Source organism: Reichenbachiella ulvae, assembly GCF_025833875.1.
GTDB classification, from domain to species: Bacteria; Bacteroidota; Bacteroidia; order Cytophagales; family Cyclobacteriaceae; genus Reichenbachiella; species Reichenbachiella ulvae.
Genome location: NZ_JAOYOD010000001.1, coordinates 4,113,761 through 4,136,249 on the forward strand (window position 1 = coordinate 4,113,761; position 22,489 = coordinate 4,136,249).

The following is a 22,489-nucleotide window of genomic DNA, read 5'->3' on the forward strand; positions in this document are numbered from 1 at the left end:
GGCCTAAAAGGCTACACGTATAATTTTGTTGATGGAAAACTAGAGAAAACAAAACTGGATAAATCTTCAATTTTCGAAGAAGAGGTGGACGATAACCATGAAAAAATTAAGTTCACCATGCCAAATGTGCAGGTAGGTAGTATAATCGAATACACTTACGAAATCACCTCAGATTTTTTATTCAACTACCAGGGTTGGCAATTTCAATATGACATTCCTGTGGTATGGAGTGAATATAGAGCCAAGTTTATCGAATACTATCATTACAACAGAGACTTTCAGGGGTATCTCGCACCTACAATCAATGAAACGACTAGAGGGAGTCAATCTTTTACCGTTCATACTTCTGCTGAAATAACCATGAACGGACGTCAATCAGGATCAATAGATACCTACACGGCACAATCGAGTGAAGAACGTCTAGTTCTACAGGACATTCCTGCGTTTATAGAAGAGCCCAATCTTACAACGGTAAGAGACTACATTTCTATGGTAAATTATGAGCTTGAATATATCGATTGGCCTGGTAAACCCATCAAAAGAGTTAGAGGAAATTGGGAATCTGTAAATAAAGAAATGAAAGATAACACCTATTTCGGAGGTCGTACTAAAGGAAACCTGTTTTTGAATAGTGTAGTAGACGAAACCATTTCTGAAAGCGATTCTGATCAGGAGAAGATTGAAAAACTCTTTATCGCTATCTCCCAACATATGAATTGGGATGGAAGCAATTCAAAATATGCCAGATACAATTTGAAACAGGCATACGACGAAGGAAAAGGAAGCAGTGCAGATATCAATCTAATGCTAGTCAGCATTTTGAATAAAGCTGACGTAAAGGCAGAACCGGTTTTGATCAGTACTAGAAATCATGGGATGGTCAAAGAATTTAAAGCTGTAACGAGCCAGTTCAATTACGTTATATGTAAAGCAAGTTTTGGTGATAAATATGTCTTATTAGATGCAACGGAAAAATATCTCGGACCTGGTGTGCTTCCTGAAAGATGCCTGAACGGTAAGGGTCTCGTTATTTCAGATAATGGGCCTTCATGGGTAGAATTAAGTTCGAATGTTAAAAGACAAGCAAAAGTGTCTTGTTTAATCAGTATTAATGATAATGGTGAGTTAAACGGAAACATTAATTCTGCCTATGATGGATATTCAGCGCTAAAATTGAGAAAATCTTATTTCACCAAAGGAGAAGAAAGCTTCAAAGAAGACTTGATGGATTATGCTGAATGGAACATAGATAGCTTAGCATTTAAAAACGCTTCTAATATCAGTGAGTCCTTCGAGCAAAGTCTTACTTTTTCAAATGCCAAAAATGCTGAAGCTATGGGCAGTTTGATTTATCTCAACCCTGTGTTGATGAATCAAATCAACGAAAACCCATACAAACTGGAAGAAAGGGTATATCCGGTAAGTTATCCAAGTATGATCTCAAAGGATTACTATGTCACTTTTGAAATCCCAGAAGGATATGTTATAGATGAAAAGCCCGAAGACACCAATATGATGATGCCAAATCGTTCGGCTCAATTTGTGTATAGAATCATTCCAATGGGTACAGACAAATTTGCTGTGCTTTGCCAATTCAAAATCAACAAAACAATGTTTGTGCAAGAAGAATATCCATACCTCAAGGCATTTTATGCTCAGGTGGTTGATAAAATGAACGAACAGATTGTTTTGAAAAAATCCTAACTAGATGATTAACTGGAAGAAAATTCTAAGTGGCTTGCTATTTTTTGTAGCAAGTCCACTTTTCGCACAGAATTACAGCATCGACCAAATACCGGATAGCTTACTAGAAAATGCCAATGCTGTTTATTTCGTAGACGAGATGGTGCATGAAATCATAAATAGTGAATCGGCTATTCAAAAATCTCACGTAGTAATAGCGATCCTGAACAAAAAGGCCAAAAATCTCGCTGATCAGACAGTATATTATGATGGTTTTCGAAAAATAAACCGTTTCGAAGGCAAAGTCTATGATGCAAATGGAGAATTAATTGATAAAACCAGAAAATCCGATATATATGACCGGAGTGCAGTTTCTGGCTCTACGATCTATTCAGATGGCCGACTACAATATCTGGATTTGACTCAAAATGAATACCCATACATTGTAGAGTTTTGGATTGAGCGAGAATATCTAATGACCTATTCTACTCCCAACTGGTATGTCATGCCAGGCTCTAATGTATCAGTGATGAAATCGCATTTTTCCGTAACTAGTCCGGATCATTTGATGCCCAATTTTAAATTGGAAAATACAGATCAAAAATTCTATGAAATAAAAAGGGGAGGCAAAACCACACTGTCAATTTCTTATTCGAATATGAAAGCAGTAGAAAAGGAACCCTATGGGCCTTCAGTTTCAGAATTTACTCCAGTTATATTCAGCAGCCCTTCTCAGTTTAGCTACGATGGCTATGCTGGTACGATGTATTCGTGGCAAGAATATGGAAAATGGATGTTGCAACTAAATGAAGGCAAAGATGATATCTCATTATCCACAATAGAAGAAATAGAACAACTCACGAAAAATGCAAATTCGGATGAAGAGAAAGCTCGGATCGTATACGATTACCTCCAGAACAAAACACGATACGTTAGTATCCAACTCGGAATAGGTGGACTTCAGCCATTTCCTGCGAGCACGGTAGATGAGTATGGATATGGAGATTGCAAGGCTCTTTCGAATTATACTCAAGCTCTCTTAAAAGCCATTGATGTCGAATCATATTATACTATTGTTTATGGTGGAGAGAATCCCCCGTTTAGAAAACTTGATAAGGATTTTACAATGGACGTATTCAACCATATTATACTTTGTGTTCCCAATCAAGGTGATACCTTATGGTTAGAGTGTACCAGCCAAACCAATCCTTTTGGATATCAGGGAAATTTTACTGGAGACAGAGATGTCTTACTGGTTACTCCTGAAGGAGGAAAATTGGCTCACACCACCATATACGAAAAAGAGGATAACCTACAATTCACCAAGGCCAATGTTTCAATTCTAGAAGGCGGAGATGCTAAGGCATCTTTCAAAAGAATCTATACGGGTCTGCAATACGAAAATAATAACCTCAATTGGAAAATAAATGATGGTGAAGATGAACTGAAAAAGTGGATTTATAACAACACTCAAGTTTCCGATTTCAAGATCAATGATTTTTCCTTCGAATTGAAAAAAGATAAAATACCTTCCATCATAGAAGAGGCAGATATCAGCATTCATAGTTTAGCATCAGGCAAAGGCAAAAGAATGTTTATCACACCAAACTTGATGAATCGCTGGGAATATGTCCCCAAACGAATGAGTGATAGAAAAACGGAAGTCGAATTGACAAGTTGCTATATCGATAGCGACAGCATCATCTATGAGGTACCCGAAAAATATCATGTAGAATTTATACCTGAAGATATTTTGATAGAAACTGAATTTGGAAAATATGAGGCTCATTTTTCATTCGACAATCATCAACTCATCTATACCAGAAGGTTAGCCAAAAACAAAGGCCGGTTTCCAAAAGAATCTTACCAAAAGTACCGAGAGTTTACAGAGAACGTAAAAGAGGCAGATCACAAAAAGGTCGTATTTATCGACAAGACATAACAAAAAAGGCTTCCAAAATTCGGAAGCCTTTTTCATTTGTTGGAATCTTTAATTATTTCAAAAACTCATAGACACCAGCGACACCTTGTCCACCACCTACGCAGGCAGTGACTATTCCATATTTCTGTTTCCTACGACGCATTTCGTTGAGCAACTGAATAGATAGTTTTGCTCCGGTACATCCCAGCGGGTGACCCAATGCAACAGCTCCTCCATTTACGTTTACAATTTCCGGATTCAGTTTTGCTTCTTGGATAACTGCTAAAGCCTGAGTAGCAAATGCCTCGTTCAATTCGATTTGCTCAATGTCATTCAATTTCAATCCAGCTTGCTTCAATGCCTTCGGAATGGCCTCAACCGGACCAATACCCATGATTCTTGGACTGACACCTGCTGCGGTATATGTCACCATTCTCGCTATTGGCTCTAGATTTAATTCTTTCACCATTTTCTCAGACATTACCATCACGAAAGCCGCTCCATCAGAAGTTTGAGATGAATTACCAGCGGTAACCATCCCTCCCATTTTAAATGCAGGCCTCAATTTCGCCAAACCATCCATAGAGGTACCTGGCCTTGGGCCTTCGTCAGTATCCACTACAAAATCACGATCAACTTTTTTGCCTTCTTCGTTCACATAAGTTTCGTGCACATTGATTGGCAGAATCTCATCTTTGAACTTTCCGTCTTTGATAGCGGCCAGTGCCTTGTTGTGAGAATCAACTGCAAACTGATCCGCCTGCTCACGGCTAATTCCGTAATCCTTAGCGATTTCTTCGGCTGTAACACCCATCGACAGATAGTACTCCGGATTATTCTCCGCTATTTTCCAATTCAGAGCAGTTTTATATCCCATCATCGGTACGAGTGACATGGATTCTGTTCCACCCGCAATGATACAATCCGCCATGCCCGCTTTAATTTTGGCAGTAGCCATGGCGATGGTTTCCAGTCCTGATCCACAGTATCTGTTGACTGTAACACCAGGTACTTCCATCGGCAATGAAAGTAGGGAAATCATTCGACCCATTTGCATGCCTTGTTCTGCCTCGGGGATGGCATTGCCCACGATCAGGTCATCTATTCTTTTTGGATCCAGCTCCGGTACTTCTTTTACCAAATGCTTAATCACGTCAGCAGCCAGATCGTCCGGACGGGTAAATCTAAAGCCTCCTTTTTTGGCCTTTCCTACTGCTGTTCTATATCCTTTTACTATGTATGCTTCCATTTTTTAGATATTAGTATTTAGACTTTTGGATTCTAGACTTTCGCCAAAAACCCTTATCATTTTTTGAATTTCATGTATTTCAGAGGTAATCACCTCCTTTTGTTCCGAATTGATAAAATTCAAATTTTTACTTATTACCAATTGCGTTTCTAGTTCACATAGTGAACCCATTGCTATACTCAAGAATTGTCTGAACTCCTTGTCTGATTTTCTACCTGATCCTTCCGCAATATTGGATGGAACAGATACTGAACATCTTCGAATTTGATTGATCAAACCAAATTTTTCAGATTCTGGATATTGTGAAGTGATTTGATAAATTTCAGTAACCAAATCTACCCCACGCTTCCAAATATTCAGTTTCTTAAAATCATGCATTTGTCTAGTTTCTAGAATCTAAGATCTAGCTTCTATTGTCTAGTATCTAAATACTAGTTCCTCAACGGCTTGCCTTTAAACAAAATGCTGTGGATTCGTTCCAGCGTTTTGGGTTCAGCTGTTAGACTGAGGAAAGCTTCTCTTTCCAGATCCAATAGATACTGCTCGGAAACCAAGGTCGATGAGGTCAAATCACCACCACTCATCACGTAGGCCAATTTTTTGGCAATTTTCGCATCGTGCTCGGAAATATAATTTCCGTAAAGCATGCCTGTGATGCCCGCCTCGAACATCGCCATCGAACTACGTCCATGCACTTTGATATCTGTTCGTTCCGTAGGTCGGGTGTATCCTGCCTCTGCCATTTCGATCGCTCTGGCTTTGGCATCCGCCAAAAGTCTCGATCGATTCAATGTCACTCGATCCGATGGTCTGAGAATATTCATCTCCGCAGCTTCAGCAGCTGAAGTGGCCACTTTGGCTGTCGCTATATTCATAAAATACTTTTGTAGCGTATTTAGTTCTGGATCTCCCTCGCCATATTCGTCAGAAGAGCGAAGAGTCATCTCCTTGGTGCCGCCACCGCCAGGAATCAAACCCACACCGACTTCTACCAGACCGATATAAGATTCAGCATGTGCCTGAATCGCGTCGCAGTGCAATGACAATTCGCAACCGCCACCCAGCGCCATCCCAGATGGAGCCGATACGACCGGAATATCCGAAAATCGTGCTCGGGTCATCGTCAGCTGGAATTGGCGAATCATCAGATCGATTTCGTCATATTCCTGATCAGAGGCAAACATGAAAAGCATCGCGAGGTTAGCTCCGGCAGAAAAATTCTGTCCCTCGTTTCCGATCACTACGCCACGGAAATTTTCTTCCGCCATAGAAATTGCTGTATTGATCCCTTCGATCACCTCACCTCCTATAGCATTCATTTTAGTATGAAATTCTACATTCAAAATTCCATCACCCACATCGTAAACAGTTGCTCCTGGATTTTGGTAGACCACCTTGTTCTCCTTGAAGGCCTCTAGGATAATGAAGCCTTCTGTACCCGGTATCACTTTGTACGATTTCGAAGGAATATCGTAGTAAAGCTTCTTACCATTTTCGAATTTGTAGAAGCTCTCGTGACCCGCATCGATCATCTCATTGACCCAGTCTGCAGGAGCCATTCCGGCGGCCTCCATTTTTTCAGCCGTTTGCTTGACGCCTAAGACATCCCAGGTCTCGAATGGACCGATCTCCCATGCGAAGCCTGCGGCGACCGCCTGGTCGATCCTATATAGCTCATCGGCGATCTCAGGGATTCGGAGGGAACAGTACTTGAACATGTCATAGAATGTCGCTCTGTAAAACTCTCCTGCCTTGTCCTCGGCATTAACCAGGATTGGGAGCCTTTCTTTTACATTTTCGATGTCTTTTACCTTAGAGAGGCTCTCATAGTGTGCTTTGGTTCGCTCACCATATTCCATGGTTTTGAAGTCCAACTCTAAAATGACGGTTTTGCCATTTTCATCTTTGGTTTTCTTGAAATATCCCTGTTGGGTTTTGTCTCCCCACCATTTTTTGTCATAGAGGGATTTCACGATTCCGGGAAGTTTAAAAGCGTCACGAGATTCGTCGTCTGGCAATCCGGCGTATAGATTATTCGCTACATTGACTGTGGTGTCCAGCCCTACTACATCCATGGTTCGAAATGTGGCCGATTTGGCTCGACCGATGATCGGGCCAGTCATACGATCCACTTCGCCTACGGTCAGTCCCATTTTTTCAATGGTATGCATACCCGACATGATTGCATAGATTCCAATTCGATTGGCGATGAAGGCTGGGGTGTCTTTGCAAAGCACCGTTTCCTTTCCGAGGAAGAGGTCTCCGTATTTCATCAAGAAATCCACAATCTCTGGATCAGTATCTTTAGTCGGGATGATCTCTAGCAAGCGGAGATATCTCGGTGGATTGAAAAAGTGTGTTCCGCAGAAATGTTTTTTGAAATCGTCGCTTCTCCCATCCGTCATCAGATGAATTGGAATTCCTGATGTATTGGAGGTGATAAGCGTTCCGGGTTTGCGGTACTTTTCCACATTTTCGAAAACCTTCTTCTTGATATCTAGATTTTCGACTACCACTTCGATCACCCAATCATACTCCGCAATCTTGGACATGTCATCGTCAAAATTACCAAGTGTAACCAGCGAAGCTTTTGCACTCTCGTACAAAGCGGCCGGTTTGGATTTCAGTGTGGATTGAAATGCATCATTGACAATACGGTTTCGAACCTGAGGATTGTCTAGTGTTAGTCCTTTTGCTTTTTCAGTTTCATTTACGTCTTTCGGTACAATGTCCAACAGGAGTACTTCAACTCCAATGTTGGCAAAGTGACATGCTATTCTGGAACCCATGATCCCAGATCCAAGCACAGCAACTTTTTTGATGGCTCTATTCATTTTCGATCAAAATTAATTGTTGTTCTATGTTTCTGTTTTCTTCTATGACTTGATCTATTGCGCCCATGACTTCAAAGAATGCCTGTAGTTTTTCGTCGGTGACTTTCTTTCGAACGCTTTCATTAAAATATATGACTGCCTTTCGTGCAAAGGCTCTTTTTTTCATTCCTTCTTCGGTGAGCATGATACGAACGGAGCGTTTATCCGATGGATCTTTTTCGCGATAGATCAATCCCGTTTGTTCCATACTCTTGAGCATGCGAGTCAAACTGCGAGCTTCCATTCCCAACAAGGGGGCGATCTTTGTCGCCGGAGTTCCCTTTTCCATATCAATATTGAGTAGCACAAATCCAGATGAAGCCGTGATTCCTTTCTCTGATCCTCCCTGATTGTACATTCTCGAAATCGCATGCCAGACTACTTTGATGTGGTAGTCTACTGTCTCTTCTTTTTTCATATCTTACACATCTTCCCTATCAAAGATATATAAATTATGTTATGCATGCATACTAACTGCAGATAAGTTGTTGTGGGTGTTACTGATAGATCTCATCCCCTCTGAGGGAGCGAAATCTTTTACGAGCTTCTGAGACATAAATGCTACCCGGATAATCAATCAAAAATTGACGATATAGATCCATGGCCATTTCTTTGTTCATCAAATATTCTTCTTGAATTTTTGCTTTCATAAACATCGCATCATCTCCAAAAATATCTTTTTCGAAATCCGACTGGATCACCTCCAACTGTAGCACGGCATTTTCGAACTCACCGATTTCCAAATAGATATTTGCCATTTGCCAATGAATTTCATCTGCCAGCGAATGATGTGGATAATCCACTAGCATTTGTTGATAGGAATTTTTGGCTTGATCTATTTTATTTTGAAAGAGCAACAAATCAATTTCGGCATATTTCTTCAATACAAAATCCGAAGTATCTAATGCCGTATTGTTCTGAATCAAAAGACTCAAGGCCATGGCATCATTGGCGATCTCCTTGGTCGTAGCAGTTTTCAAAACATCAAGGTGTCCCTTTGCCAATTCGAAATTCCCTAAGTAATAATTCAATTTGGCATTTTTGAATTTAGCCTCATATCCCACCGTGCTGGATTTATTTGCCTTCTCTACTTGAGAGTAGAGAAGTGTCGCTTCCCATGGTTCATCTATCAGCAGATAAATATCTCCCAAATCCAATTTGCTCAAAGCCTTGATCTTTGGATTGATTCGAGGAAGTTCAATGATCTGATTCAAAATTGAAATGGCCGAATCTTTCTCATCCAAATAGAAAGCATGTAGAAGTGCCTTTTGTCTGTAGGCCTCTATCGTCTGTGGATTCAGTCCTGCATGTCGAATCAATTCCTGATAATCCATGGTCAGCAGACGAATCGCAGTGATGTCAATCGGATAGGTAGATTTGACTTTTTCCTGTCGGGCGGTAATCAGTTCTCTTTGAGATCGCAAATAGTAGGGACTATCCTCGAGTTTATCTACGATATATTGAAAAATCTCCTCGGCCTCATCATAGCTTTCATTTTTCATGGCAATGGTACCAATGTTGAAAAGTCGATAACCATTTTCATTCAATCGTTTATTCACTGCCTTAGCTTGTACAAATGCACCATGAAAATCTTTTTGCTGCAAAAAAGCCCATATCAACAAATCCGAATACATGTTCTCGTTGGGATGCCTTTGAATATTGTCGAGGAGTGTCATTTGAAAATTGTTCATATCCTCTTCAGTCTGCAGTAAGTTTTGAAGGATATTTTTAACATATCTCAAATTCTGTGGTCTGAGCGAAGCGAAGACGAGATACTCATTTATCATTTTTTTCTTCTCTCCTAATATCCTGTATGTGTTAGCTAACTCCAGTGCATAGTCCTGATCATTTCTACTTTCCTTCCTTCCTTCGAGATAAGTCTGAAGTGCATAGTTAGTCAATTGTTTGCTGATAAAATACTGCGCAGCAGTCCGCACCAAAAATCCATTGTCTTTGATATCAGCGATGATCTGTTGATAGTATCGATCGGCCTGTGAATTGCGATTGGTAGCGGTCATCAATATTCCTTCATCGATTCTGTAGTAGACATTCGATGGATATGATTTGAGAGCGCGGTTCAGATACTTTTCGGCATCCTTGTATTCGTTGAGCGATAATAGGACATTGAAATAGTTATTGTGGATACTGGGAATATTCCGGCTATCCTTTGCCAGATCGTCGTAGATATCTTTTGCCTTTTGAAATTCCCCATTGATATAATACTCATTGGCTAGCTGAATAGCTTGATCATCCTGGGCCACCAGTGTGAGGGGGAATATGGCTATTAAATAAATAAGGAATTTCTTCATGTCCTGCTTTTCCACATCTTTCTGCGTTCCTACAATATTAAAATAGAATATAAATAAACTATTATTATTTATTACCTCCGTGGATATGTGGATAAACGAAAGTTTTGTCTGTTCTTGTTTATCTATGGTTGATTTCTTTTCAGAAAGTTACAAGTTATCTACATCATAACTTACTGGTATTTAATCCTTAATGTTGTTATCCACAGCTTTTATTTTTTTGTGGATGAACTTATTCTCTTGTGGATGAAATTTGATTTTGTGTGGATTGCAAATGTTAACTTTTAGAGCTTTCTACATTTTGATCCAAAAAGAAGGGGCTGTGCACAAGTGAAGATATTTCTACACATCTTGTTTGTCCACAGCCCACCACTTATCCACAGCTTTTAGAAGCTTATGTCAATATTTTCTAAAGTCCAATTGGCTCTAACATCGAAGGTTTCTGAGTAGAAATAGATCTCCTCAGGTTCAATTCCCAAGGTCATATTACCATGTGTCCAACGGCCGTCGTTATTTGAATCTATTTTAATTCTAAAGCTATACTTACCTGGTCTAACATTTCTGAATTGGTATTTGGTGGCATTCTTGATTTGATCGTGTACTTTGAATTGATTGTCGATTAACTCCAGAGTATAGTTTTCACGTGAAGTATTTACCGTACCTGAAATGGTACCATAGTTTTCTGGATTTTTGAAAGTATAGATTCTGGTTATTTGTTCTACTGTATCTTGATCGATTGATATAAATGAACCAGCTCTAAAATTGAAATAGGTCTGATCAGTCTTTATGTTTTCCAGGTATTTGATTTTAACAGCGGTGACTGAATCTATTTCAAGACTGTCTTGACTCAATAGACTTGTGTCTACGAGTGTGTTCATGATGCTGTCAATTTGAATTTGAAACCAGTTTTTATCCAATTCATTATTGATGGTAAATTCTGTTAGGTTATCGTTCCAGGTTATTACACTATCTACTATGGTATATTTATATAATGTATCGAACTGATAGGTCATGCTGTCCAAATAATATTGAGTAATGGGTTTGGTAAAACTCATCTTCATTTGGAATTGCTCTTCTATTTGTGTTTTGTCTTTTGGATTCAACGAAGTGTTGAGGGTTTCTGGTTTGCGTTTACTTTCGGAGAATTGTACATAAACTGTATCTTCGATTGAATTGTAAACACTGTCGGTTGTTTGGATGAGTAAAGGAATACTGTCCAAATCATATCTGAATCTCTGGTCATAATAAAATCTCAAGGTTGATTTTCCTTTGATCAGATTGTTAGGAGGAATAGGAAGTTTGTGCTCAGGATTGAGTTTCTGTATGTCATATGATATAATCTCCTTTGAATAGAGAACATCGAAATATTGACCTGTCTTCTTTGATCTTACTAGTTCTAATTCTTTAATGTTGAGTAATTGAATTCGAATGTCAACTGCCTCCTGATTATGGGTAAGATCTATTGAGTCTTTTAGAAAACCATGTGCTTCTTCATCTGGTTGACAAGTCAAATTGTTGTTCGCATCTTCAAAGGCATAGATTCGATAGTATCCATTTTTAATGTTATTGATTTGGTAGAATCCAGAGGTATCTGTCTGAGCAAAGTATCTTGGCTTGCCTGTTAGAATATCTAAAGTATCATTGACGTTGTAGAGAGCTACAGTTGCTTTCTTGCTTTTCTTGTCTGTATACAGTTCTTTGATTTGTCCAGAGATACTGATGGAGTCTAGATGTGGTCCTGTTGAAAAGGCAATGCTGAAATTAGGTACAGGATTTTTTTCTGTCACATCAACCACGCCATCAGCAAAATTGAAAGTATAAGTAGTACTATCCTCAAAATCTTTTTCGAACTCCATGAATAGTTGATTCTTTTTCACTCTCATCTTGAAGTTGTTTTCAATGATTGGGGTGATAATCAATTGACGTTTCAATTTGGATGCGTCTATACGTTCATCAAATTCGAATCGAAATTCTTTTCCTCTGTAGTTGGTAGTTTGATTTTCAGGAATACTCTTCACTAGACTAGGTGGAATGGTATCCTTGGGTCCGCCGGTTGGTGATCCTGGATTGGCGCAAGAGTAGACATAGATGGCTAGGATTATGATAAGGAAAGGAAATAACTTTCTCATACTTTTTTGAAGATGTAGATGATGCTGGAATAATTGCCTTGATGTTTTCTTGCCCATCGGTTCGATAGCAATCCAATCAAGAAGGCTTTTAATAATTTTGCTTTTCCATTCTTATATTTCTCACTAAGGAGACTAACATAGAATGAATCGAATTTCATAGGTTTTGTTTTAACCAATTTAAAAGAATGATATTTCATCAGTTCTTTTATAGTCTGCTGATTAAAATGATATAGATGTCTAGGTACATCATAGCCTGCCCAGTACTCTTTATAAAATCTCTGATCGTAGGATTCATAGTTAGGCAAAGCAATTACCATATGGCTTTTCTTAGGTAGATGCATGGCTAGTTGATCGATGGTATCATTTAGATCATGGACATGTTCTAGTACATGCCATAGGGTTATGATATCGAACTTCTTCTTGCCTAGTTCAGCTAGTGAGGAATGGATGTCAGCTTTTGTTTTTTGAATCGCTAGTTCCCTTGCCCTGGGATCTGGTTCTATTCCTGTCACAGTCCATTCATCCTCTTTTAGATGTTCTAAGAGTTGGCCTGTACCACAACCATAATCAAGAATGTTTTTCTTTTCCACGAGAGCGGAAAGCATTTTGGTTTTTTGCTTGATGGTATATTGGCGAACTATTTTATACAGCCAATTGGTTAAGTTATTGGCTTTGTCTGTGTGCGATATGTAATCATCAAATTGATAGTACTTGCCAATTGAATCTTTGTCTGGTCTGGGACTGGTTACTAGTAGTCCACAGTTTTGACATTTCATGATTGCAAAGCTTTCCTTAGTCAGAGAATGATCGTCACATATAAGGTGATTGCTAAAGTCTTTCGAATTGCAGCTGGGACAGATTTCTATTTTCTCGTACATATATTATCTCGCCATGTAAACCATCAAGACAGAGATATCAGCTGGGTTGACACCACTGATTCTTGATGCTTGTCCTAAGTTTGTTGGTTTGATATTAGATAGTTTTTCTTTGGCTTCTGCTGATAGAGCTGGGATCTCTTTGTAGTTGAATCCTGCTGGAATCTGTTTGGTATCTAGATCACCCATTTTTTCTGCCAGGCTTTTTTCTTTTTCAATGTAAGTCTCATACTTGGTTAGAATTGAAGCTTGCTGAACGACTTCATTATCTAGCGAAGAAGTGATCTTTTTCAGCTCTTCATTGTGATTGATTAAGTCCTCGATTTCAAGTTCTGGTCTTCTAATGAAATTCAACAATGGAGCTTTTTCTTTGATTCTAGCAGAGTTCTTTTCGTCTAGTAGTCCATTGATTTCCTCTGGTTTTACCTTTATAGTTTTGAGATCTTCTAGTAGTTGCTCTGTTTGTTTGATCTTTTCATTGACTTTATTGAGCCTTTCATCTGATGCCAATCCCAATGAATGACCTAAAGGAGTTAAACGAATATCAGCATTGTCCTGTCTTAGTAGGATTCTAAACTCGGCACGTGAGGTAAACATCCTATAAGGTTCGTTGGTTCCCTTATTGATGAGGTCATCTATCAATACACCTATATAAGCATCTGATCTACTTAGCACGAATGGATCTTTCTCATGGACTTGATTGTGTGCGTTGATTCCAGCCATTAATCCTTGACTGGCTGCTTCTTCATATCCTGTGGTACCATTGATTTGTCCTGCAAAGTATAGTCCCTTAACCAGTTTGGTTTCTAATGTTGGATCAAGTTGTGTGGGAGGAAAGAAATCATATTCAATGGCATATCCAGGTCTAAACATCTTTACTTTTTCGAAACCTGGTATTTTAGTAATGGCTTTGTATTGAACATCTTCTGGAAGACTAGTAGAAAAACCATTGACATATATTTCAATGGTATCCCACCCTTCAGGTTCAACGAAGATTTGATGTCTATCTCTTTCTGCAAAGCGATTGATTTTATCTTCTATTGAAGGACAATATCTTGGTCCCAATCCTTTGATACGACCTGTGAACATAGGAGATTGTTCGAAACCTGTCTTCAGTATTTCGTGTACTTCAGGATTGGTATAAGTTATATGACAGGGTCTTTGTTCTTTTAAGGGCTCAGTATCACTAAAAGAAAACTTACCTGGAGTATCATCTCCTGGTTGTGTTTCCATCACATCCCAATTAAGTGATCGACCGTCTACCCTAGGAGGTGTACCGGTTTTCATTCTTCCTGACTCAAAGCCTAGTTGAACGAGTTGTTCTGTGATACCAGTGGCAGCTTTCTCTCCAGTTCTACCCCCTCCGAATCTTTTTTCACCTATATGGATGAGCCCATTAAGGAAAGTACCATTGGTTAGAACTACAGTTTTTCCTTTAATCTCCAGTCCCATTGATGTTTTCACTCCTTCCACTCTACCATCTTTAACCAGTAGTCCAGTGACCATTTCTTGCCAAAAGTCTACATTAGGTGTTCTTTCTAGAGCCAATCTCCATTCTTCAGCAAAACGCATTCTATCGTTCTGGGTTCTTGGGCTCCACATAGCAGGACCTTTAGATTTATTTAGCATCCTGAATTGGATCATGGATTTATCAGAGATGATTCCTGAGTATCCTCCGAGTGCATCAATCTCTCTTACGATCTGTCCTTTCGCTACTCCTCCCATGGCAGGGTTACAAGACATTTGAGCGATCGTATTCATGTTCATCGTGATGAGCATAACTTTTGATCCCATGTTTGCAGCTGCAGCTGCTGCTTCACATCCTGCATGCCCGGCTCCTACTACAATTACGTCGTATTGTGGAAACATAATATTGTCTGGTTGGTGTTCCACGTGGAACAGTTCTAATCTGATAATCGATCAAGACTGTGAAACGTTCCACGTGGAACACTTAGTTCTTTAATTCTATCTTATTGAAATTGCGGCAAAGATAAGTAAGCATTCTCTTTTTCTCTCATGAGTGATTTCTCCTCTTCTGTTTTGTCGTTGTATCCGACCAAGTGAAGTATGCCATGTATAATCACTCTCCTTAGTTCTTCGCTAAAAGAAATACCTTGTTGCTCAGCATTGTCTTCTACCCTATCGATGCTGATAAATATATCTGATTCGATATGTTCTTCATTCTCCGAATTGTCGAAGGTGATGATGTCGGTATAGTAATCGTGGTTGAGATAATCAACGTTGACTTGATGTAAGTATTCGTCAGAACAAAAGATATAATTGATAGATTCTATATTGAATCCTTCTTGCTCTACTGTATGAGTGATCCATTGAGAAATTCTTTCATGGTCTTTAAGTTCGAAACTTGTGTCCTCATAAAAGAATTGAATATTATCCATTAGGCTAGATAAAAGCTAAGTTCGACTCTCTTACCATTGTCCTCAAACTTCACTTCGTCGCAAAGGTTCTTCATGAGGAAAATACCACGGCCTCCAGGTTTCTCTATGTTTTCTGGAGCTGTAGGATCAGGTAAATCATCGTAGTTGAATCCATCCCCTTCATCTTGAATGATGCATCTGATCATGCTTTCTTCAAAATTGAGAGATAAATCTACGTTCTTAGATTTGTCAGACTTGTTGCCATGTATGATAGCGTTGTTTACAGATTCTGTAACGGCGATCATTATGTTACCATAGATGTCATCGTCGAATTGAAATTTCTCTTTGGCGTTATCAATGAAACTTTCAATGATTCGAATGTTTTCTGATAGAGAAGGTATCTGAATTTTTATGGCGTCCATCATCTGTCTTTTTTAGGGTTCACAAATATATTATTGTTCATTTAACCTTTCGAAATATTTGTTTACTTCTTCTTTATAATACGGATTCATTTTAGGCGGTAAGGTTTGTAATAGTTCTAGTTCTGATTCTTTGGCTTTGATATATTCTTCAAATTCTTTACGAGATTGTTTAGCTCGGTCTTTAGCTGTTTCAGCTTCTCTTTTCTGGTCTAGCTCTCTTTCTCTTAATGCATCCTCTGACTCGAGCATTCTAGTCAGGATGTCTTGTTGTCTTTTGATGGTTTCTTGTTTGATATTTTTGTTTACAAGATCGGTTTCGCTTTCTTCCATCTTTTTAATGATCTCCTGTAGATTCTTAGAAAGACCTTCCTTACCCCCATTGGCATCATTTAGATTATTCTGAATTTCTTCTAGTTGCTTGCGGATCATTTCTTGTTGAGCTGCCATTTCGGCTAGTTCTTTAGATAATGGCCTTCCTGATTTACCACTTTTCTTGAGTTGCTCTATCTTATTGTTGAGCTCTTGTTGAAGTTGAGAAAGATTGGGTTTGGGCTGATTCTTACCTTTCTCTCCTTTTTTAGGCATTCCCATAGCCATAGCCATCTGTTCTTGCATTTGTTTGAGAACATCGTTCAACAATAGTGAAAGGTTGTTGATGGCAGTCATAGTGTACTGTTGGTTGGATATGGCTTCAGATTTCTTTCTGTCCTTAAGGCTTTGAAGACTGGCCTCTATGTTTTTATTCATTTCGTTGAGCTCACGGGTCACGAAGCTTTGAATTTGAAACACCCTACTCGCCAATGATTTCAAACTATCATCAATGATGACTGCATCATCTCTTAGTTTCAATTGTTTCTGAGACAGTGAAACAAATCGTGGATCACTTTGATTGACCTCCTCAAAGCTTTTCATTAGTTGTTCCTGGTCAAATGATAGCGTCAATAGGTTGTCAAGAATGTTTCGGAGGTTATCCAAATTTTCTTGCATCATTTCCATTTCCATCCCAGCCTGCATGTTTTGCATCTTTTGCTGAAGTTGTTTCATTTGATCTGCAGCATCCTGTTGTTTTTCGGAGGATTTCTTACGCTTGTTTTGTTCTAGTTGTTCGGATATTTCTTCTTGCGTCTGATCAATGGATTCTTTCTCAGAAGACATGTCTTCTAAATTCTCAGGTTGTTTTAGATCCTGATTCATTTCCTCCATCTGGTTCATTTCTTCTTTTATCTGATCAAATTCTTCATTGATCTCCTCTTGATCTTTTTTGATCTGATCTAAATCTGAGTTTTTGTCTTTAGTCTGATTTGAAAGGGATTCTTGTTTTTTCTGGGTTTTCTCGAGTTCCTGAACTATTTCATCCATTTTATATTCAAACTGCATGCGTTTAAACATCTCTAAGGCTCTCTCTAATTCATCCTGCAGATTCTTTTCTTTTTGAGAAAGATCATCCATTAATTGATCCAAATTCTGCTCTGGATTCTGCTCTTCCAATAGTTTTTTTAGTTCTTCGTAGAGTTTTTTAGTTTCTTCATCGAGCATCTCATCCATCAATTTCTGTAATTGCTGGGCTTTTTCTTGAAGTTCTTTGTTCGGTTTATGGAATTTGTTCTGTTTTTCAGTCAGCTCTTTATGTTCTTTCAGCAGTTTGTTTATTTCTTTTTCTAGCTCTTCTTTGTTTTCAATCAGCTGATTGACTTTCTTTTTCTCCTGCCAGTTGTTATTGTTTTGTTTTTTAAGATCTTGTTGAATGTCGTCTATTTGTTTTCTTACCTCTTCTGACTTTTTTAATGCGTCACTCATTTCTGATTTCGCATGTTCCGCACTTTTCTTTATATCATCATTGATTTCACTTTTATCAGGAATCCTGAAACTATATTTTGGGGTTCTTGTTTCTTTATATCCGTTGATTTCATCATTATCTCTAATACTGAGATAATAGTTAAGTACATCTCCCTGGTTCAAATCGAGAGAATCCAGGTTTAATTGACAAAAAAACGGCTGACTTGGATTGGATCTATTTATCGAAACATTCTGTTTAAATCGTTTGGAATTAAGCTCGTAATGGAGTTCTAATCTTTGAAATCCATAGTCATCTGCAATATTTCCTTCAAACAAAAGAAATTGATACAATGTGGTATCACGCAATACATTAACATCGATTTCTGGATATTTGTCTTTGACTATATCTACATGATACAGGATCGGCTCTTTGTTCAAACTATGTTCATTGGCCAATTGGATTTCGTAATCTGTGATTTGACTCAGAACTTTGCTTCCATAGAATAGGTCATTCTTAGAATCTAGTTGAAGAGTATCTTTGGTAAAAATGAGGTTGATTTGATCTGAACTTGTTGAAACCAATTCCCATGTAGCTTTGGTTCCTTCAGGTAGTGTGAGATTACCATTATTTTCAATTTGTTTTGACTTTAATCTGGTGTAATTAGGATAATCAAGCCTAATCTTTAAATTCTTTACTTCTGGTCTATTGTAAACGGTAACTTGATAATCTTCCGATCTGAAAGAACCAGAATATAGATAGAAATCAAAGTCTTCTTTTACCTTAGGAAAGGTATAAACAAGCTTATTTCCTATTAGTTGAGTGGCTGTTGAGTTTCCGTTCGAAGCAAGGTAGAATTTATCCGGAATGGCAGAACCTGTCAACTGCAATTCGATTTTGAGGGGTTCATTTCTAAAAGCTTTGAGATCCGTGATCATTTTCAGATCAAATAGAGATTCACTGTACTCCGTATTATAATTTATTATTCTACTGGTACTCTCAGTGATGAACTGAGGAATAACTAATAGAAGAGTCAGTAAGATCATACTCGGAAAGAGCAGGTATTTCAGATATTTTAGGTTTGTCTTGAAATTAATGCCGCTGGAGAATTCGAAAATAGATAGTTCTGATATTCGCTGCTCTAAACTCGCATTTATTAGTGCGTTTTCTTTCGATCCTTTATTTAACTGTATGGTATTCAGAACTTTATCACCAATATCACTGAATTTTTCCCCAATTTGTCTGGCTGCTTCTTCGTCACTCATGAAACGCTCATACAGCGCGTATTTGACTAGCGGCAGACCTATCATCCAGAATATGCCCAAAATAAGGCCTATAAGAAAGACGAAAAATAGACCTGTTCTGAAGGGGGAATTAAGGCGAAAAGAAAACTCTATACTATTGATAATCAGATATATAGACAATGATATAGCCACAAAAACAAGAGTGTTTCTAATCAATTGGTTCAAAAACACTTTTTTCTTGAATGCCTGAATATTTTTTATCAGGCTGTTACTTGAATTTTTATTGGCCTGGTTCAATAGCTTCTGATTGTGTCGAAAAATAATTCTGGAACTAAATCTGATAGTTTCTTATAATCCTTTAACCCTTTTAGAGACTTAGAAGTTATGTAATACTCAGGAAATATTTTTATGATAATTGTCGCATTCAGTTGAGAATTCATAACTCTATCTTTGTCATGTATTGATTGAGTTAGCTGATGAATGTTTTCATCCAAGGAATCAATTTTAATTTCTTTAATGCTAATTGTTCGATCAGTGGGTTGATGCTGATTCGTAATGTTCCACGTGATTAGACTGTCTTGATACGATAAAAACGCACTATCCATAGTGTTGATGGAAAACTCACTTAGAGGCAAGGAGTCTAAACTAACTGTGCTTGAATCGAGATAAATTTGATGAGCTTCGATTCCAAGCAAATTCTTTATTTCTGTGATTTCCTTGATGTGTTTGAAATTGGAAATTTGAACTACTTTAAGTTTTGCGTTATTTCCTTTATTAATCTGATAGTTACTATAAGCATCATTTTGGATTTGTTTGATTAGAAAATCATAGTTGGCATTTAGTTTTTCATCATATCGTACAGTAATTAAATCAAGTTTGCCTTCCAAAAATTGATTTAAGATAGCCTCTTCATTTTTTAAAAATCGGAGGTTGATATTTTTGATTTTCGAAGAGTCGAGGGCTTGTAGTTCACAAAGGATATCATCATCCAGATTTGTAATTTGATAGGTTGCATCATTGCCCTCAGTTAGTGCTTTGACAAAGCGCTCGGCTTCACTGTCAGCTGCTCCACTATCCAGGCTCAATATATTCGTAGTGAAGTTGAGATTGATTGTTTCACGTGTAGCTATATGCTGTGTTTGAGGTTTCTTAGAACCGCAGGAAAATAGAATAATTGGAATAAAAAGGAGTATAGTTTTGTTCATATTCAAAATTCCAGCTCAATTTCTTTTTCGAAGTATTCTATTACGTGCATTTTTAGCAACTTTTCCTGTTCCATCAGATTCAGGTTGGGTATCTTTTTAGTGACCTTCCAGTGCGGCCAGCCTTCTTTATCGAGTCCGTCTAATTCGTAATAGCCAGAAAGACTAAGTACTTTACAGATTCCTAGGTGAATTAGATCTTGTTTTTCTTCCTTGGAAAAATTGATTTGACCTTTGCCTAATTCCTGGACGCCAATTAAGAATAGAACACCATTCAAATCTGCCGGCTTTTTACCAATAACAATTTTTAGCTTTTCACGCAGCTTCAGCCATCTCCTATCCTGATCCAGGTCCCTCTTCATATATTTCTGTTCTATTTTCAAATATAATTGACACCTATTCAGTAATCTATATTTATCTTAAAGAAAGCCCAATTTGATTATGAAAATAAAGCACTATTGGAATGGTTTTGTCTCACTTGTCTTTCCTCAGACATGTCTGAAATGCTCTAGACCTATGGTGGATGGTGAGGAACTATTATGTCTGCATTGTCACCTGGATTTACCTAAAACCAACTACCATCAATTGGAGCTCAACCCCTTGTATAGTTTTCTTTCTGGATCTCTAGAAATAGAGCAAGCATTTGCCTTTCTGAAATATGACAAAAACGGAATTGCCCAAAAATTGATTCATCAACTCAAATATGGAGGTAATAAAGAAGTCGGGTTCACCTTAGGTAGATGGATGGCTAGAGATATAAAGTTTCACGTGGAAGAGAAATCAATAGATTTCATCGTGCCTGTTCCTTTGCATTTCGCTAGAAAATTGAAGCGTGGATATAATCAGTCATTAGAAATTGCAAAAGGGATGTCTGAAGTTCTCGGCATTCCCATCAAAGATGATGTAATCAAACGGATATCTATGAAAGGGAGTCAAGCCAAGAAGGGTAGAATCGATAGGTTATCCAATAAGCACAAAGAGTATCTATTGGTTAACCCTGAATTACTTAAGGATAAATCGGTGTTACTTTTAGATGATGTGATAACTACCGGTGCTACCATTTCTACAATTGGACAGATACTATTGGATGCTGGTGTTTCTAATCTGTCAGTAGCTTGTTTAGCAACAGGCAAATAAAAAAGGCCAACTGTGTTCAGTTGACCTTTTCAATATTTTAGAAGTTAAATTTCTTAGTAGTTAGTACCTGCTCTGATCATAGCACATCTAAATCCAATAGTAGATGTCGCTGAATCTTCTTCAAGGAACCTTCTCATACCTGGAGACATCCAGTACGCTACATCAGCCCAAGATCCTCCTTTGTAAACTCTAACTCTATCACTAATTAGTGAGTTGTAGTTAGCAAAGTCATAACCATCTTCCTCATCTAAGAACCCGTCGTTTCTTACTGGGTTTAGGTCACTGAAATCTTGGTAAGACAATGGACGGTAAACATCCTGAACCCACTCGTTCACGTTACCAGCCATGTTGTATAGACCAAAGTCATTTGGAGGATAATCATAAATGTAAGTTGTGATCATCGCTCCATCGTTCAGTTTACCAGCGATACCCGCATAGTCACCACGACCTCTTTTGAAGTTAGCGAGGAAGGTACCGATTTTCTTTCCGTATGGATTTCTCAATGCGTGACCATCCCATGGGTAAAGTCTTCTGTGAGTATGGTTCTCATCCAGCCATTGTGTACCGATCAATGCTTGAGCGGCATATTCCCACTCAGCCTCTGTTGGGAGTCTGTAGTTAGGTAGTACAAAACCAGTTTCCAATGGAATTCTCTGGTTAGGACTTACTGGCGCTTCAGCTTCAGCTCCGTTGTCTTCGTAATATCCTGCTTCTTCAGCTAATTTTTGATTTACAACGATTGATCTCCATGTACAGTAATCCTGAGCTTGTTTCCAACTAACACCTACTACTGGGAAAAATCTGAAGCCAGGATATCTCAAATAATGATCTACATAAGGATCATTATAAGCCAACTCTCTAGACCAAACTGTAGTATCAGGAAGTGCAGATTTATAAAATGCAACTGATGAGTCTAATCTAATGTAGTGCAAATACTCTAACCAGTGAATGTTGGCAACTTCTGTTTCGTCCATATAGAACGAAGCAACAGTTACTGTTCTTTCAAGGTTATTATTCGTGTGCATGATATCCTCTTCAAAGGAACCAAGAATCACACGACCACCTTCAATGAATCTTAGGTTCGGGCCTTCCGGCTGTCCTCTAAAATCATTTACTTCAAAAGCACCCTCTTCGTTGTATTCTAGTCCTGTAGCAGAACTATATGCACCGGGACTCTGACTAGTCGCATGTCCGCCACCTCCACCACAAGAGCTTAATGCAAAACCTAATCCCAATGCGAACGCAGAGGCGTTCAAGAAAGGAATAAATTTCTTCATAACATTTATCAAATTTTAT

The 22,489-nt window shown here is 38.3% G+C and carries 17 protein-coding genes and 1 pseudogene; 4 read left to right on the forward strand and 14 right to left on the reverse strand.

Annotated elements, in window-relative coordinates; all coding sequences use genetic code 11:
- Nucleotides 1–18: 18 nt before the first annotated feature.
- The 3 genes and pseudogenes from N7U62_RS23345 to N7U62_RS16680 form a co-directional block, all read left to right on the forward strand.
- Nucleotides 19–318: pseudogene (locus N7U62_RS23345) on the forward strand (DUF3857 domain-containing protein); the annotation flags it as partial.
- 171 nt (nt 319–489) lie between these two features.
- Nucleotides 490–1,704: a DUF3858 domain-containing protein gene (locus N7U62_RS16675; RefSeq protein ID WP_507173547.1), complete on the forward strand. Its 1,215-nt coding sequence runs from the start codon at nt 490–492 to the stop codon at nt 1,702–1,704.
- 4 nt (nt 1,705–1,708) lie between these two features.
- On the forward strand, nt 1,709–3,625 hold the full coding sequence (locus N7U62_RS16680) for a DUF3858 domain-containing protein (RefSeq protein WP_264139178.1): 1,917 nt from the start codon (nt 1,709–1,711) through the stop codon (nt 3,623–3,625).
- 52 nt (nt 3,626–3,677) lie between these two features.
- On the opposite strand, the gene N7U62_RS16685 is transcribed toward N7U62_RS16680, so the two are convergent.
- The 13 genes from N7U62_RS16685 to N7U62_RS16745 all read right to left on the reverse strand — a co-directional run bounded on the left by N7U62_RS16685 (nt 3,678) and on the right by N7U62_RS16745 (nt 20,418).
- Complete coding sequence (locus N7U62_RS16685) at nt 3,678–4,853, reverse strand: acetyl-CoA C-acyltransferase (protein WP_264139179.1); 1,176 nt, start codon at nt 4,851–4,853, stop codon at nt 3,678–3,680.
- 3 nt (nt 4,854–4,856) lie between these two features.
- Nucleotides 4,857–5,231 (reverse strand): four helix bundle protein, encoded by a 375-nt coding sequence (locus N7U62_RS16690; protein WP_264139180.1) that lies wholly within the window; start codon nt 5,229–5,231, stop codon nt 4,857–4,859.
- A 53-nt stretch (nt 5,232–5,284) separates the two neighbouring features.
- Nucleotides 5,285–7,687 (reverse strand): 3-hydroxyacyl-CoA dehydrogenase/enoyl-CoA hydratase family protein, encoded by a 2,403-nt coding sequence (locus N7U62_RS16695; RefSeq protein ID WP_264139181.1) that lies wholly within the window; start codon nt 7,685–7,687, stop codon nt 5,285–5,287.
- A complete protein-coding gene (locus tag N7U62_RS16700) occupies nt 7,680–8,144 on the reverse strand; it encodes a MarR family winged helix-turn-helix transcriptional regulator (protein WP_264139182.1) in 465 nt (154 codons plus the stop codon). The genes N7U62_RS16695 and N7U62_RS16700 overlap by 8 nt, the downstream gene beginning before the upstream one ends.
- Before the next feature lie 79 nt (nt 8,145–8,223).
- On the reverse strand, nt 8,224–10,035 hold the full coding sequence (locus tag N7U62_RS16705; protein WP_264139183.1) for a tetratricopeptide repeat protein: 1,812 nt from the start codon (nt 10,033–10,035) through the stop codon (nt 8,224–8,226).
- Between the two features lie 383 nt (nt 10,036–10,418).
- Complete coding sequence (locus N7U62_RS16710) at nt 10,419–12,161, reverse strand: Ig-like domain-containing domain (protein ID WP_264139184.1); 1,743 nt, start codon at nt 12,159–12,161, stop codon at nt 10,419–10,421.
- On the reverse strand, nt 12,158–13,039 hold the full coding sequence (locus N7U62_RS16715) for a class I SAM-dependent methyltransferase (protein ID WP_264139185.1): 882 nt from the start codon (nt 13,037–13,039) through the stop codon (nt 12,158–12,160). Before N7U62_RS16715 ends, N7U62_RS16710 begins: the two co-directional genes overlap by 4 nt.
- A 3-nt stretch (nt 13,040–13,042) precedes the next feature.
- On the reverse strand, nt 13,043–14,905 hold the full coding sequence (gene mnmG / locus N7U62_RS16720) for a tRNA uridine-5-carboxymethylaminomethyl(34) synthesis enzyme MnmG (protein WP_264139187.1): 1,863 nt from the start codon (nt 14,903–14,905) through the stop codon (nt 13,043–13,045).
- Between the two features lie 101 nt (nt 14,906–15,006).
- Nucleotides 15,007–15,435 (reverse strand): rRNA maturation RNase YbeY, encoded by a 429-nt coding sequence (gene ybeY, locus N7U62_RS16725; protein WP_264139188.1) that lies wholly within the window; start codon nt 15,433–15,435, stop codon nt 15,007–15,009.
- On the reverse strand, nt 15,435–15,836 hold the full coding sequence (locus tag N7U62_RS16730; protein WP_264139189.1) for an ATP-binding protein: 402 nt from the start codon (nt 15,834–15,836) through the stop codon (nt 15,435–15,437). Before N7U62_RS16730 ends, ybeY begins: the two co-directional genes overlap by 1 nt.
- Nucleotides 15,837–15,866: 30 nt before the next feature.
- Nucleotides 15,867–18,920 carry a coiled-coil domain-containing protein gene (locus N7U62_RS16735; protein ID WP_264139190.1) on the reverse strand — a complete coding sequence of 1,018 codons (3,054 nt, stop codon included), beginning with the start codon at nt 18,918–18,920 and terminating at the stop codon, nt 15,867–15,869.
- A gap of 227 nt (nt 18,921–19,147) precedes the next feature.
- On the reverse strand, nt 19,148–20,059 hold the full coding sequence (locus N7U62_RS16740) for a hypothetical protein (RefSeq protein WP_264139191.1): 912 nt from the start codon (nt 20,057–20,059) through the stop codon (nt 19,148–19,150).
- A 2-nt stretch (nt 20,060–20,061) separates the two neighbouring features.
- Nucleotides 20,062–20,418 carry a hypothetical protein gene (locus N7U62_RS16745; protein WP_264139192.1) on the reverse strand — a complete coding sequence of 119 codons (357 nt, stop codon included), beginning with the start codon at nt 20,416–20,418 and terminating at the stop codon, nt 20,062–20,064.
- A gap of 79 nt (nt 20,419–20,497) precedes the next feature.
- On the opposite strand from N7U62_RS16745, the gene N7U62_RS16750 reads away from it, so the two are divergent.
- On the forward strand, nt 20,498–21,193 hold the full coding sequence (locus N7U62_RS16750; RefSeq protein WP_264139193.1) for a ComF family protein: 696 nt from the start codon (nt 20,498–20,500) through the stop codon (nt 21,191–21,193).
- Between the two features lie 53 nt (nt 21,194–21,246).
- On the opposite strand, the gene gldJ is transcribed toward N7U62_RS16750, so the two are convergent.
- Nucleotides 21,247–22,470: a gliding motility lipoprotein GldJ gene (gene gldJ / locus N7U62_RS16755; protein WP_264139194.1), complete on the reverse strand. Its 1,224-nt coding sequence runs from the start codon at nt 22,468–22,470 to the stop codon at nt 21,247–21,249.
- Between the last annotated feature and the right edge of the window lie 19 nt (nt 22,471–22,489).

What these genes read in the sequence shown, in the direction of transcription:
- N7U62_RS16700 (WP_264139182.1), bottom strand. Translation starts at nt 8,144, where the DNA reads ATGAAAAAAGAAGAGACAGTAGACTACCACATCAAAGTAGTCTGGCAT.
- N7U62_RS16705 (WP_264139183.1), bottom strand. Translation starts at nt 10,035, where the DNA reads ATGAAGAAATTCCTTATTTATTTAATAGCCATATTCCCCCTCACACTG.
- N7U62_RS16685 (WP_264139179.1), bottom strand. Translation starts at nt 4,853, where the DNA reads ATGGAAGCATACATAGTAAAAGGATATAGAACAGCAGTAGGAAAGGCC.
- N7U62_RS16690 (WP_264139180.1), bottom strand. Translation starts at nt 5,231, where the DNA reads ATGCATGATTTTAAGAAACTGAATATTTGGAAGCGTGGGGTAGATTTG.
- N7U62_RS16740 (WP_264139191.1), bottom strand. Translation starts at nt 20,059, where the DNA reads ATGAACAAAACTATACTCCTTTTTATTCCAATTATTCTATTTTCCTGC.
- N7U62_RS16710 (WP_264139184.1), bottom strand. Translation starts at nt 12,161, where the DNA reads ATGAGAAAGTTATTTCCTTTCCTTATCATAATCCTAGCCATCTATGTC.
- N7U62_RS16680 (WP_264139178.1), top strand. Translation starts at nt 1,709, where the DNA reads ATGATTAACTGGAAGAAAATTCTAAGTGGCTTGCTATTTTTTGTAGCA.
- N7U62_RS16735 (WP_264139190.1), bottom strand. Translation starts at nt 18,920, where the DNA reads ATGATAGGTCTGCCGCTAGTCAAATACGCGCTGTATGAGCGTTTCATG.
- N7U62_RS16750 (WP_264139193.1), top strand. Translation starts at nt 20,498, where the DNA reads ATGAAAATAAAGCACTATTGGAATGGTTTTGTCTCACTTGTCTTTCCT.
- N7U62_RS16730 (WP_264139189.1), bottom strand. Translation starts at nt 15,836, where the DNA reads ATGGACGCCATAAAAATTCAGATACCTTCTCTATCAGAAAACATTCGA.
- mnmG (WP_264139187.1), bottom strand. Translation starts at nt 14,905, where the DNA reads ATGTTTCCACAATACGACGTAATTGTAGTAGGAGCCGGGCATGCAGGA.
- N7U62_RS16715 (WP_264139185.1), bottom strand. Translation starts at nt 13,039, where the DNA reads ATGTACGAGAAAATAGAAATCTGTCCCAGCTGCAATTCGAAAGACTTT.
- N7U62_RS16695 (WP_264139181.1), bottom strand. Translation starts at nt 7,687, where the DNA reads ATGAATAGAGCCATCAAAAAAGTTGCTGTGCTTGGATCTGGGATCATG.
- N7U62_RS16745 (WP_264139192.1), bottom strand. Translation starts at nt 20,418, where the DNA reads ATGAAGAGGGACCTGGATCAGGATAGGAGATGGCTGAAGCTGCGTGAA.
- N7U62_RS16675 (WP_507173547.1), top strand. Translation starts at nt 490, where the DNA reads ATGGTAAATTATGAGCTTGAATATATCGATTGGCCTGGTAAACCCATC.
- ybeY (WP_264139188.1), bottom strand. Translation starts at nt 15,435, where the DNA reads ATGGATAATATTCAATTCTTTTATGAGGACACAAGTTTCGAACTTAAA.
- gldJ (WP_264139194.1), bottom strand. Translation starts at nt 22,470, where the DNA reads ATGAAGAAATTTATTCCTTTCTTGAACGCCTCTGCGTTCGCATTGGGA.